The sequence below is a fragment of the Vulcanisaeta distributa DSM 14429 genome (genome assembly GCF_000148385.1).
In the GTDB taxonomy this organism is placed as follows: Archaea; Thermoproteota; Thermoprotei; order Thermoproteales; family Thermocladiaceae; genus Vulcanisaeta; species Vulcanisaeta distributa.
In genome coordinates this window covers 590,886-603,525 of record NC_014537.1, presented here as the reverse complement: position 1 = coordinate 603,525, position 12,640 = coordinate 590,886, and the positions used below count along the sequence as shown (strand labels likewise).

The following is a 12,640-nucleotide window of genomic DNA, read 5'->3' as shown; positions in this document are numbered from 1 at the left end:
TTTGTATATTCAAGGATATACTTATTTAAGAATGTATTAATTAATGCAGCAATGGGTTCTCAGGAGGATACTAGGTCCGCAGGTACGCTTGGCTTTGTTGGTTCAATACTAATGTTGATACCCTACGTAAGCATAGTAGGCGATATACTAGTCCTAATAGCACTGTATAGGTTGTCCAGGGCCTATGGAAACAATGCAATTTGGAGTAATGCACTTTATGCGTTGGTAACGGCTATAGTTAGCGGCATAATCCTGGCATTCGTACTGGCGGGTACCGCATACCTATCACTTATTTACATGGGTCCTGGCGCATTGAGTAGGCTGGGCATGGCTATAGCCTTTTTCGTGGCCTTCTACATAATTATTTTAATAAGTGGTTTCTTCTTAAGGAATGCCTATAATGAGTTGGGTAGGTCAAGCGGTGTGGGTGATTTCGAGAGTGCAGCTAGGTGGTATTGGCTCGGCGCAATACTGACGATAATCATTGTCGGTCTAATACTCTATATAGTAGCTGATGTATATGCAATACTCGGCTATAGTAAGTTGAGGGGTTAATGCTGTCGTATTAATCGTGTAATTATTAATATTGCAATTAAAAGTAGGGCGATCACTAACGCAATGCTGTAATAACCAATTACCGGCGCCTCGACAATGCACCCAACATTAATTGGAACTAGCAACTCCTGGGTCATTCCATAGGCACTCGTCGTACTGCTAAATTCCTGACCACCGCACTTAATGATTACCTGGGTAAAGGGCTCGGGCAATCCCAGCAGGTCCCTGACAATGAAATCCCTATACTCGGCGTTGAGTATTGCCGTGCCACTCACGCCATTGATTATTAATGGGGTTCTCAATTCGTAGGTAATGCCGTTAATGCTCACGTTGGTCACCTCCTCACCATACCTGACCCACCCCAGGTATACCGTGCCGACGTAGGCCCCATTGATTGTGTATAGGGTTAATGAGGTGTTGTACTCCCTGACCCAGTTGAGGGTTATGGTCACGGGTCTATCCATGAGTAGGATGAGCGTGTTATTCGTAATGACGTAATGCGTGGCGTTTGTCGTGAAGCCTATGAATACAAGCCTAGTCCCATTGCTGAGGTAAATCATTGTTTTGGGTACGGTAATGTTGGCTATACTATCCTCATTATACCAACCACTTAGGTTCGTGAGTTGGTTTGACACGTCGACTATGTTTAGCCTGTAATACCTGGTCCATAGGTAATTAACTACGTATGACTGATTCATTACTAGCTTTAACTCCGTGGAATTAACATACTCATTATTAATGAGTAGACCGACCAACCTAAGTAATGTGTTATTCCCAAGGTAAACATCCCGCGGTGTCGTTACGACTACCCCGGAATTAATGGGTAACGGCAACGCAATGGAGGTGATGCTTTGATTATTAAGTAGGTAGTCGTTGAGTATGAGGAACGCCAGGTAATCAGCGTTGATCAGAGGCCCAAGGTACTCACCACCCGTCGTTACATACACAGTACCTGGTTCGATCGCGTAAACCCTGGCATTAACCACGGTCTCGCCAGTATCGCTACCCATGCTCCAGGCACTGGGCATGGGAATTAAATCACCACTAGGCCCCCTGTAATAAAGGGACAACGTAGCATTCAACTCATTAACCCTCACCATCGCCCCACAACCCGGGCCCCCAATTACGAACTCCGCATCAATTAGGTAACCCAGTGGTGAGTATTCCGAGCCATTCACGACAAGGTGTGGGCCCCATGATGGCGTCATTAAGAACGTGACATTATCAACAAGCGTATTAATGCCACCCATTGAGTAGCCAATGAGTACCTGGGGAAAGCCATTAACTGTCTTGTTCGTTATTATCGTCAGGTTCACGGACAAGGGCATTTCATAGGGTGTCCAGTTACCCATGTATGCGTAGACCTCGTTATTCATCACCGAACCACGCCCAACGATGAATAGTGGGTCCATGAATAACTCAGCACTACTCATGTTCCAAACATTCACCAGCGGCGCCATTAAGCCGTAGGTTGGGTCAATGATTAAGACGTTTTGAACCCAGTAATACTGGGTTTTGTTGTTAACTACCATCTCAAGCACCGCATTCAACTGGAGGGAGAATGAGCCGGGCGGTAGTGGGGGGCAGTTGGTTAGTGGTTGAACGCCAATACTCAGTACCCTCGCCTCACCAAGGAATTCGTTGGTCATGTATGAGTATGGTATGTAACCCACCTGTGAGGGCATTAACCCATAATCAACAATACCAATCGGCGCATTGATAATCGGTGTTGAGTAGTTATGAGTTGTCACGAGCATTGCCTGGGCTGTTGATGAGCCATTATTAATAACGACAATATAATACTCACCACTGGGTAATTCGATGGTAGCATTGAGCTCCTGCCCGTAATATGCAAATAACGGTTTGACTAAGGCCCCAGACTTTAACTCACTGAAACCCTGACTGCTTAGTACGAGTAGTAGCACATTCATGTTGGAGGTTAGGTATAGCCCCATTGGCCCGGGACCATAAACACTCACTGAGTAGTAAGTGCCTGGGGTTATGGTCATTATGTACGTGCCTGAGCCAATCACGTGCCTATAAATGACGGCATAATTGATCGGGTATATGTAAATCCCGTAATTACTAATTAATGGATTGATGGAGTGGTACACCGTGCCGTTGGGCAGAGTCACCATTATCGCAAGTAATACCAGTGGATTGAGCACATGGGATTATTTAACTTAAGGCTTTAAAAGGATGATTAATTACGAAATAACTTAAAAGAGTACGCAACTGAGCGTGTCTGAATGGAACTAAGCAATAAGCTTGCCTTGATAGGCGCCATCAGGGCCCTGGGTGGCTCACTTCTTTGGTCATTCACGGGATTCGCACTATTCCAGTATTACAAATTATCTCTAACCCTGGTCTCGCTATTTTACGTTGCGCAGGCCGTGATCAGCTCCATAGCCTTCATAGTGGGTGGTTACTTAACGGACTTGCTGGGCCGAGTCCGGACCATGGTTGTCTCGGCGGTGGCATCATCAATAGCCCTATTCCTTGCCTACATAATTAATGAACCACTCATTGTAATTATCATGGTTCTCACACAGTCCTTCTTCAATAACGCCTATGGAGTTGCCAATACATCAATCGTTGGGGACTACGCAAGAGGATTTGCATCACTTGTTAAGTACTTCAGTAGGCTTCGTGTTGGTATAAACGCTGGTTGGGCCATTGGGCCGGCCATAGGCGGCCTACTGTATGAGGTATACGGCTTCAGGGTCCTGATGCTTCTAGGCTCATTAATACCGCTGGCTGCATTACCTCTACTGATCACCTTACCTGAGCCCAATTACACTGTTGAGACCGGCCTTACGTTTCATGTGAATAGCGCCTTCGCATTATTCCTAATACCATCCTTCCTCACCTTCCTCGTAATGGGTCAACTCGGCTTCCCACTACTTACGTACTACAATGCGCGTGATGATCTAACTACGTTTCAGGTTGGCCTACTTTACATGGAGAACGGGTTACTCGTCGTCCTCTTACAGGACCTCATTGGTAGGTACTTAAGGAGGCCAAGCCTAATATCGCTTGGCATGGTTATTTACGGCGTGAGTTACCTAGCCGTGGCCTTCGTGCCAGGCTTTACCTGGGCCGTTGTCGACATGTTCTTCATAACGCTTGCTGAGATGATTGTTTCGCCCCTATCCCAAAGTATAGCCAACACACTTGCCGACCCGAGGTCTAGGGGTCGTTACATGGGCCTATACTCATTAGTAACCGGCTTGGGTAGGACGGTGGCCTCGTCAATCTCAAGCATCCTCCTGATACACGCAATTAAGCAGCCACTCACGCTATGGGGCTTCGTATTCGCAGTAGCCCTGGCGTCATCGGGGTTGTATACAGCAATTATTAGGGGTGCGGTGGTGGTTGAGCGGAGGGCGTAATACTCATTAAGGAGTGGCGATTTTCTGCACTGTGGGTTATAGGCGTAGCCTGTGGCCGGGCGCCTACATAATGGCCGCCGCAGCCCTCTGGTCGACAATAGGCGTGGCGAGTGTGTATAGTGCGAATCCGATCATGCTAGCACTCTTCAGGTCATTATTCGCCTCCATGGCGGCGGTGCTAATTCACAGGTCGTTAAGTAGGGCATCCATAATAACCGGCGTGGCGCTTGGCGTATTATTCGCGGCATACCCACTGGCTGCGGTCATGGCTGGCGTGGGGTTAGCGGCGTTCCTCCTATATACGGCGCCTCTGTGGGCGACGTTGACCGCACTCGCCATGGGCGAAAGGCCGGGTAAGCGTGGTATTATCGGTGTCTCATTGGTGCTTGTTGCCATAGCGCTGATTGGTGTTCAAACCATTGGGGGTTCAATAAGCCCAGTGGGTGTGTTCATGGGTCTCTTATCCGGCGTATCCTACGGATCATACATAGCCCTCGCCAGGAGGTTTGCCAAGGCTGGTAATGAGGTCGACGTTTCCTGGGGTGCGATTCCGTACACCCTAATCGTAACGGCGCCAACTGCCCTGGCGTACTCCATCATTACTGATTCCTGGAGACCAATAATTAGGCCTGCCCTGTGGGGTGTTTACCTCGGGATAGTGACTACGGTAATACCATACAGGCTCTTCGCAATGGGGGTTTCCAGGGTGAGGGCCTCCACAGCCTCGGTAATAGCTACCCTAGAACCTGTCCTGGCAGCCATCTGGGGCTTTCTGTTTTTTAGGCAAATACCCACGGCAATGACGTTGGTGGCCTACGCCCTAATAATAATTGCATCAGTGATAGTGTCCCTGGAAGGTGGGGTTTGAGGCGTTATTAAAGTAGTGTTACAGGATTTTAAGGGTTATTAGAAGATGGACAGAGTAGTTTTAGTAATTGAGCGTTTGCGTGTAGGTGCATTATCGATGGTAATATGAATATTGCCAGCATTAGGTTCATGAAGACAACGGCTGTTATGAATACGTAGAGCCAATCCTTCTCCATCGCGAAGGAAGCAATACCGAGGGCTACCCTAAGCACTGGGGTGGCTATCAATACCATGAGACCAAGTATTATGAATGAGAGTGGGTCTAGGTTGGGTAGCCTGGACAGGGCGTAAGCCGGCGGTATTACCGTGGTGTTTATTGGGGATGTTGGGCTCATGACTAGGGTTTCACTACACCCAAGGGCCTCACCCTTAACGTGGAATAGGGCAATACCAATCAGTATTAGGGCTATGCTTATTATCACGCCGTACCTAAGGGTTAAGCCGATTACGTAGTCCATATCCCACCTAGGCATTCACACCACCCCTAACGGTCTTTCTCTCATTCCTAGCCATCAATATGCCGTAGCGATAATAAAGTATTAACATCACTATTGCCGTAAATACTATACTCAACAGATACTGGGTTGCCACGGCAATGGTTATTATGTGGTCCAGGTATAGGCCCTTTAGCAGCATCTCCATGCCCAGGAAGGCGAGTATTGCCAGGAAGACCCACCTGACCTGCTTATTCGTAATCCTCACGAGTATCTTCGTACCACTCATAGCCCCTATCAGGACGCCGATGGCCGTCACGGCAGCCATCATCGGCTGTATATATCCGAAGTACCAGTACAGGGCACTACCTGTGGCTGCTGTTACTCCTATCATGAAGTTGCTTGTTGTTGTGCTTACCTTCATGGGAAGGTTCATTGCCCAATCCATCCCGAGGACCTTGAGTGCGCCGCTACCAATACCCAACAAACCACTGATGAAGCCTGCGAAGAACATTATTAATTCGCCAAGCCACCAACGAACACCCCAGTACTTAACCTCCATCTTAATGGCATCATCGTAGTAACTACCATAAAGTTTAAACACCCTCGTGGTCCAGTCAGGCTTCCTTGGGTCTGGTATCTCGTACTTACCCCTCTGGGCCGTGGGTATTATTGAGGTTAGTATGACTATTCCAAACACCACGTATACAATCCAAGCAAGTCCGTGTGCGTATATGTAGGCTGCCGTTAAGGAGCCAACTATTGAGCCTGTCGTCGTGGCAATCTCGAGGCCCATGCCAATCCTCACGTTGGTTATCCTATCCCTAATGTAAGCACTGGCTGCACCACTTGATGTGGCTATCGTGGATATTAACGATGCGCCGGCTGCATAGGCAATTGGTATGCCCAGGAATAACGTGAGTAGGGGAACAAGCACCGTTCCACCCCCTAACCCAGTTAGTGAACCGAGCAACCCAGCTACTATGCTAAATACAAGTAGTTCAATACAACACTCTATTGTTTTAAGCAAAACCATGGTTACCTATGCTGATTAGCATGACCTTAAAAAACTAACTTGCCCCGAGGAGTTTGTTGTGCATTCTACGTGCGTTACTAAGGAATCTTCAAATTTAAGACATTAACCAGGTCCATTATTTATAAACATCTATATTCCTATTATTTTACTTAAGTAAAATGAAATGCCACTAAGCCATATTACTCAATTTTCCACGGATTTCGGGGATTGCGTCGTACAACTTCTCAATTAACTCCCCCTCATCAATCCTGATCAACCTGCCATCCCTCACCACAAATTCCCCACCAACCACCACATCATTAACGCTATGACCACCCAGCAATGACACTACGGACTCCACGGGGTCGTAGATGGGCAGCGCCCTGGCATCATCAAGCCTAAGCGTTATTAGGTCTGCCTTGAAGCCCTCATTAATTACGCCCACATTATCCCCAACCAACAATCCACCCCAACCCGTGAGCGCCCTTAGAATCGTTAATGAGTTGAAAGAGGACTTATCATAGGCTATACTAATGGTTAACGCCTTACCCACGGCCCTGGCGACCTTAGCCTCGTGCAAGAGGTCTAAGCTTGTGAATGCACCACCATCACTGCCAAAGCCAAACAATACGCCATCAAACATGGGTAGCCAATGAGGTCCCATGGCTATTGAGTCAACGGTCGGGCACCAGGCAATCCCCAACCCCCTATCCCTAACAATGGCCCTCTCCCTATTAGACAAGTAAACCGCATGAGCAATAACCGTGGGCTTTATTGACGTTAAACCAAGCCTATCAAATACCTCGAGGGGCCTAGCGCCGTACTTAGTGAGTGCATAATCAATCTCGCCCTGGTACTCGCCGAGGTGGTAGGTTATGCCTAGCCCCTTGCTTAGGCAAAGGTCCCTTAGGCCGAGGAGTAGGTCCTCAGTCACCATCATTACCTGCCTAATCGAACACCAAACCCTAACCCTCCCACCGGCCTCAGGCAGTAACTCCTCAACCCTACGCATTACTTCCTTAGCATCGATCACCTCGTTATCACGTACGTTGAAGGTTGAGGGTGTGATCACGCCCCTAATCCCAACCTCATTAATGGCCCTAATCAACTCCCTGGGCCTTGGTGCGCCCGCTTCTATAAACAGTGTGACGCCGTTCTTAGCCATGGCGGCGACACTCACTAGGGATGATAGGTATGCCAGTTCATCGGTCAGTAAGTCCTCAAAGGGTATTAGGAGCTTGGTCCATATTGGTGGTAATGCGAGTCTCTCATCATTAATGAATGACCTAAGTAGTACTTGTTGTGTGTGGGTGTGGGCGTCAATAAGCCCCGGCATCAATATGTGTTTGTCCCTGTTGATGACCTCCTCACCCCTGTATTGGCTGAGTACGTCGTTTGCCCTCCCCACGGCCTTGATTAAGCCGTTATCTATGGCTACGGCCCCATCCTCGATCACCAATGGATTTGACATTGTTATTACGTACCTAGCCCTAATGATTAGGTCGACCCGCTCCATTAATAATCACTCAGGAGGTATCTCGACGTATGCCGCGGATATGTCCATACCATACCTCCTCAGGTATATGGATCTGGCCACCAAGTAGGCTATAACGCCCAGCACGAAGGCGCCGATTATTACGCCGTAGGCCAACCAGTTGCCGCCCCAGATCTGTGGGTAGGCTAGGAACTCATAGTCCAGGTAAATAAAGACTAGGAACTGAAGAACACCAGCGGCAATGAGTGCCGCCCTAGCCCTGCCACTCAGTTCATTGCTTCTCCTGAGCGCTATTATTACCGCGGCAATACCCACGAGTGCCAGGTACGTTAATGGCCCGACCTCGGTGCCGTAGAGCGCAGTGAATGTTCCGTAGAATATCCCTGTTAATGTAATAAGTATTGCCGTCACCACTAGATCGAATAGGTGTGCGTATATTGGTGTTCCGAACCTCGGACTCACGTAAGCGAAGGCACTGGGCCAAACCCTGTCGAAGGCCAGCGCAAACCAGTACCTAACGATGACTATGGCGCCGTAGGCCAATATTGCGAGGTACCAAGTCACTGACGAAATGCCAATAAACCACTTAAGCGCGTAGTTGCTTGATAATACCATCGCTATTGTCCAGAAGTTAATAATGCCATTGAGGTTAGGGTTGGATAATGCTGCAGTAACGAAGCTAAAGCCCAGCGAGTAGTACATGGCCTCAAACCCTATGGTTGCCATTACCATGGTGATGAGGGCTGCGACGGGTACGTTGTACTTAATTGCGTTTCTACCCCTTATCTCAGAGGCTATTGCGGGCCCAGCCATTAGCCATGGGTATACGTAGAGGGCGAAGAAGGGTATTACCATGAGTATGCCGCTTAACGTGGCCTCGGGCCCCCTATAGCTACTGGCCAGTGATGAGTATGTGTAGCCGCTTGGTAGTAGGTTATTGATTGCGGCTATTGCCGCTGACCTAGGTGTTAGGAGCATTATGGCTATCGCAATTGCTAACCCAATCATTGATACCGTGGTTAGTACTGTCATTAGTCTAAAGCCGTACTTAGTACCCAGTATGTTGGCCAGGACTATAACGGCGAAGAAGGCGATTGCCGTGGCCGTCATGTCCCACGTATTGAAGGACACATTCAAGCCCAGCAGAGGTAGTACTGACTCGAGTTGGAAAACGCCGGCTATCGCAATCAGTGCGTAGTATGCCAGGGCCTGTATTACGAATGCCATGACCAGGCCATTAATGAGCCAGGCGGCCCTAGGCCCAAACGCCCTGGTTAGCCACACATAGTCACCGCCAGTGCGTGGTATTAACGTGGTTAGTAATGAGTAAACGATTATTTGAGGTATTGAGAGTAGGAATGCAATTAGTGATGCATATACGAAGTTAACACCAACCACTGTTGGTAGGGCGGCTAGTGTGAAGCCGGCCGTGCCGAGGGCCGCGCCTATTGACATGTTGGCGATGTTTATCGACACAGCATCCCAAAAACCAGCCTCTTTGACTAAACCCGTGGATTCCCTAAGAAATACGCCCTGTTTAGCCCCCATTGTTCCATCGAGAATTGGAATATTTAAAAATCTTTCGCGTAAGAACTTACGATTTTTCATTTAAATAATTAATTAAATTGTTTAATTAATTCATTAAACAATAAATCGAAAATGAGGCTGTATTAATTACGTGGACCTGGCTTATTGTTGATGAAAAGTATTTAAACAGAATGTGAAGTGCTTATTTCGTGGTTGTTGGGATCCTTGATTTCGGTGGTCAATACAATCACCTAATACTTAGGCGTGTGACTGAGTTGGGCTTTAGGGGTGGGTTTCTAAGTCCGGATGAGCCGCTCGATAAGGTTAAGCAGTTATTTGATTGCTTAATCATTAGTGGTGGTCCGTGGAACATACCCGAGGACCTGCCCAGGACGGGCAACGCCATTAATTACATCCTCGAATTCCCAGGGCCCGTGCTCGGTATTTGCCTTGGGCATCAATTGATGGCGTATGCATACGGTGGTGAGTTGGTGAGGGATCTCCCTGAGTTTGGTGGTGTTAGGGTCTATGTTGATAGGGAGGACACAATACTTAGGGGAGTTCCCAGGGAGTTCGTTGCCTGGGAGAGCCACAACATAAGCGTTGCCAGGCAGCCTAGGGGCTTTGAAGTAATTGCGCATAGTGATACCGTGCCCGTTGAGGCGATGGTTAATGAGGGAATTAGTAGGTTTGGTGTCCAGTTTCATCCCGAGGTTAGGCATACGGAGTATGGACTCGTGATTATGAAGAACTTCCTTGAGTTATGCCAACATGCGTGATGCGGTATTATTTATATATTTGATTAAATAATTAATTGAGTAATACGGGGGTTCATGGGGCTAAGGTATTTAAACAATCCATTGAACACAGAACTAACATGGAGTTGGCGTGGATCGATAAGGCGGTTGAGGGTATTAAGTCGTTACCCATCAAGTGCGCTGTCGCGGCGATATCGGGTGGTGTTGATAGTACTACGGCTGCTGTCCTCGTTAGGAGGGCCATCGGTGATAGGCTCAGGGCGGTGTTCATAGACACTGGCTTCATGAGACTTAACGAGCCAGCACACGTTAAGGAGTTGCTTAGGGATGTCCTTCCAATAGAGGTTATTGATGCGCGTGATAGGTTTTACCGTGAGATGCTTGGGCTTAGCGATGCTGAGGAGAAGAGGATTAGGTTTAGGGAGGTTTTCTATGAAGTGCTCTCTGGGGTTGCCAGGGAGTATGGCTGTGATTGGCTTGTCCAAGGTACAATAGCCCCTGACTGGATTGAGACGAGGGGTGGCATTAAGACGCAGCACAACGTGCTTGAGCAGATCGGCATAGACACGGTGTCTAAATACGGCTTTAAACTCATCGAGCCGCTCAGGGAGCTTTATAAGGACCAGGTCAGGGAGTTAGCCAAGGCGCTCGGTGTACCAAGTGAGATAGTTAATAGGCAGCCATTCCCAGGGCCTGGACTTAGTATTAGGGCTGTGGGTGAGTTAACGCTTGAGAAGCTTGATGTCGTCAGGGGGGCGACGGAAATCGTTGAGAGGAGGTTAGGGGGTATGGGCTTGAGCCAGTGGTTTGCGGCTGCGTGGGAGTATGACGTGGCCTCAAGTGAGGATTTATCAAGGATTATCAATGGGCTTGGCAATTTCAAAGCCTACGTATTTAAGGTTAGGGCTACGGGCGTTAAGGGTGATTCCAGGTCCTACGGGAACGTGGTGTTGGTTAGGGGTGATCCAAGTAATTGGGGTTTAATCTACGACCTATATAGGTACCTGGGCACTGCTCGTGATGTCACCCACGTGGTCTATGAATTAATGGGGAGAGGTTCTGGGAAGTATTTCGTCTCAATAAGGGCTGTGCTCACTGAGGATTTCATGACTGCTGACGTGGCCAGGATACCGCAGGACACGCTCATGGGGATTGCGCAGGAAATACTGGGTAGTGATGAGAGGGTTGCCGCGGTTGGCTATGACGTGACACCGAAGCCCCCGGCCACGATTGAGTATGAATGATTTAATGGAGGAGCCTCGCTAACTTAGTAACGAAGTCATTACCAAAATACTCACTAAGCCTTAAGTTCCTTATCACGGATTCAGGGTCTGAGCCCTGGGCCTGGTTCCTAACGACCTCACCAACCTCCCATGGGAATAAAACCCACTTATCCGTGACGCCAACGTAGTAATCAGGCTTGACCCTCGACCAGGGCTTAACGTAGAGGGTCGCCACCCTAACCTCCCTGGCACCATAAAACCTAGTTAGATCCCGGGCGGTGGCCAGGGTCTTACCCGTATCCGCCACATCATCCACTACTAAAACGCTTTTACCCCTTAAATCACGTATTATTGGGTAGGTGACGACCGGTTCCTCACCCTGGCCGATCTTCGTACCATAGCTCACAAGGCCAAGTACCGCCAGGTCATCAATACCGAGGAAATCAGAGACCAACTTACCCACTATGTAGCCACCCCTTAAAATTGCGATTATTGAGTCAGGCCTATAGCCCGATTCCTTAACCATTAACGACAAATCCAACGTCAAGTCAACAAGCCTCTGCCAATTAAGGACTAGGAACTCCATTAACCAACTCAATTAAACAATGATGTTAAAAGGCTTTCCTCAATTAGTTACTGGTCTTTACCACAGGCAATTAAATAATAATTGAGGATTTGCCCCCTGCATGCACCCACACCATTGGGTCCCAGCGGCCCGGTTTTGCCGGGTCGTTGGGTGGCCCAATGGTGTGAATGCAAGGCAGGTATGGGCCTCGTTATTACCTAGTCTTGTTATATTTATATTATTTACCCTTATCGACTGTTCCTAAAATACATATAAATTATATGTATAGTATACATGTATTATAGACTTTATATTTTTGACCCCAACTTTTTATTCGATATAGGCAAAAAGTTGAAAAGTAAGAATAGAAATAAAACATTGTGGGAAAGATAATTAAACGATGTAGGGAGAAGTTTCTCGACTGCGCATTTGATGTGATAGTTAAGGCTAGGCTGGGGCTCGTTGACAAGGACGAGGCACTCGACGCCCTTTGGGAGTATCTCGTGAATATAGACTATGAGGTGAGGATGCTCGAAAGAAGGGTCAGCATGAGTAATACCACGGAAAAAGAAACCAATAATGGCGAGTATTACTTTTAATTTCCATAATCCCTATGGAGATGTAAGGAGGATTACCAGGTTTAACGCTAGCCAAGATTTAAACTAAGCACCTTAGCCATACCAAGCGCCACCGTGCTTAAGCAGTGCACTGTAAAGAAATCAGAAGTAGCATGTAATTACCGCATTACCATTTTTACGCACATTAAGAGCATAATCATTACATAAACCCACCTGGGTCGTAATACATTA

At 47.9% G+C, this 12,640-nt stretch carries 12 protein-coding genes; 6 read left to right on the top strand and 6 right to left on the bottom strand.

Translation table 11 applies throughout. The annotated features are described in order from the left end of the window. Nucleotides 1-51 precede the first annotated feature (51 nt). Complete coding sequence (locus VDIS_RS03045) at nt 52-555, top strand: DUF996 domain-containing protein (protein WP_148678196.1); 504 nt, start codon at nt 52-54, stop codon at nt 553-555. Here the strand turns inward: VDIS_RS03045 and VDIS_RS03040 are convergent. Further along, nucleotides 552-2,723: a thermopsin gene (locus VDIS_RS03040; RefSeq protein WP_013335744.1), complete on the bottom strand. Its 2,172-nt coding sequence runs from the start codon at nt 2,721-2,723 to the stop codon at nt 552-554. The genes VDIS_RS03045 and VDIS_RS03040 overlap by 4 nt on opposite strands. Nucleotides 2,724-2,804: 81 nt before the next feature. Here VDIS_RS03040 and VDIS_RS03035 point away from each other — a divergent pair, with 81 nt between their 5' ends. Both VDIS_RS03035 and VDIS_RS03030 read left to right on the top strand, forming a co-directional pair. Beyond that, nucleotides 2,805-3,947: an MFS transporter gene (locus tag VDIS_RS03035; protein WP_013335743.1), complete on the top strand. Its 1,143-nt coding sequence runs from the start codon at nt 2,805-2,807 to the stop codon at nt 3,945-3,947. A gap of 31 nt (nt 3,948-3,978) precedes the next feature. Further along, the gene (locus VDIS_RS03030; RefSeq protein WP_013335742.1) at nt 3,979-4,815 is read left to right on the top strand and encodes an EamA family transporter; all 837 of its coding nucleotides are present in this window, start codon (nt 3,979-3,981) and stop codon (nt 4,813-4,815) included. A 28-nt stretch (nt 4,816-4,843) separates the two neighbouring features. Here VDIS_RS03030 and VDIS_RS03025 read toward each other — a convergent pair whose 3' ends face one another. The 4 genes from VDIS_RS03025 to VDIS_RS03010 form a co-directional block, all read right to left on the bottom strand. Further along, entirely contained in the window at nt 4,844-5,287 is a 444-nt protein-coding gene (locus tag VDIS_RS03025; protein WP_013335741.1) for a DUF1634 domain-containing protein, read from the bottom strand. Then, the gene (locus VDIS_RS03020) at nt 5,280-6,284 is read right to left on the bottom strand and encodes a sulfite exporter TauE/SafE family protein (protein ID WP_013335740.1); all 1,005 of its coding nucleotides are present in this window, start codon (nt 6,282-6,284) and stop codon (nt 5,280-5,282) included. The genes VDIS_RS03025 and VDIS_RS03020 overlap by 8 nt, the downstream gene beginning before the upstream one ends. A gap of 169 nt (nt 6,285-6,453) precedes the next feature. Next, nucleotides 6,454-7,779, bottom strand: coding sequence for an amidohydrolase family protein (locus VDIS_RS03015; RefSeq protein WP_013335739.1), 1,326 nt, complete (start codon nt 7,777-7,779; stop codon nt 6,454-6,456). 6 nt (nt 7,780-7,785) lie between these two features. Next, nucleotides 7,786-9,306: an APC family permease gene (locus tag VDIS_RS03010; protein ID WP_013335738.1), complete on the bottom strand. Its 1,521-nt coding sequence runs from the start codon at nt 9,304-9,306 to the stop codon at nt 7,786-7,788. 188 nt (nt 9,307-9,494) lie between these two features. Between VDIS_RS03010 and VDIS_RS03005 the strand changes: the two genes are divergently transcribed. Both VDIS_RS03005 and VDIS_RS03000 read left to right on the top strand, forming a co-directional pair. Then, nucleotides 9,495-10,064: a glutamine amidotransferase-related protein gene (locus VDIS_RS03005; protein WP_013335737.1), complete on the top strand. Its 570-nt coding sequence runs from the start codon at nt 9,495-9,497 to the stop codon at nt 10,062-10,064. 98 nt (nt 10,065-10,162) lie between these two features. Further along, nucleotides 10,163-11,287 carry a GMP synthase (glutamine-hydrolyzing) gene (locus VDIS_RS03000; protein ID WP_013335736.1) on the top strand — a complete coding sequence of 375 codons (1,125 nt, stop codon included), beginning with the start codon at nt 10,163-10,165 and terminating at the stop codon, nt 11,285-11,287. Between the two features lies 1 nt (nt 11,288). Here VDIS_RS03000 and VDIS_RS02995 read toward each other — a convergent pair whose 3' ends face one another. Then, nucleotides 11,289-11,852: a phosphoribosyltransferase gene (locus tag VDIS_RS02995; RefSeq protein WP_013335735.1), complete on the bottom strand. Its 564-nt coding sequence runs from the start codon at nt 11,850-11,852 to the stop codon at nt 11,289-11,291. A gap of 359 nt (nt 11,853-12,211) precedes the next feature. On the opposite strand from VDIS_RS02995, the gene VDIS_RS02990 reads away from it, so the two are divergent. Continuing rightward, complete coding sequence (locus tag VDIS_RS02990; protein WP_013335734.1) at nt 12,212-12,430, top strand: hypothetical protein; 219 nt, start codon at nt 12,212-12,214, stop codon at nt 12,428-12,430. Nucleotides 12,431-12,640: the final 210 nt, after the last annotated feature.

Bases quoted from the DNA above. Each gene is read 5' to 3' on its own strand.
- VDIS_RS03045 (WP_148678196.1), top strand. From the start codon at position 52: ATGGGTTCTCAGGAGGATACTAGGTCCGCAGGTACGCTTGGCTTTGTT.
- VDIS_RS03035 (WP_013335743.1), top strand. From the start codon at position 2,805: ATGGAACTAAGCAATAAGCTTGCCTTGATAGGCGCCATCAGGGCCCTG.
- VDIS_RS03025 (WP_013335741.1), bottom strand. From the start codon at position 5,287: ATGCCTAGGTGGGATATGGACTACGTAATCGGCTTAACCCTTAGGTAC.
- VDIS_RS03020 (WP_013335740.1), bottom strand. From the start codon at position 6,284: ATGGTTTTGCTTAAAACAATAGAGTGTTGTATTGAACTACTTGTATTT.
- VDIS_RS03015 (WP_013335739.1), bottom strand. From the start codon at position 7,779: ATGGAGCGGGTCGACCTAATCATTAGGGCTAGGTACGTAATAACAATG.
- VDIS_RS03010 (WP_013335738.1), bottom strand. From the start codon at position 9,306: ATGGGGGCTAAACAGGGCGTATTTCTTAGGGAATCCACGGGTTTAGTC.
- VDIS_RS03000 (WP_013335736.1), top strand. From the start codon at position 10,163: ATGGAGTTGGCGTGGATCGATAAGGCGGTTGAGGGTATTAAGTCGTTA.
- VDIS_RS02995 (WP_013335735.1), bottom strand. From the start codon at position 11,852: ATGGAGTTCCTAGTCCTTAATTGGCAGAGGCTTGTTGACTTGACGTTG.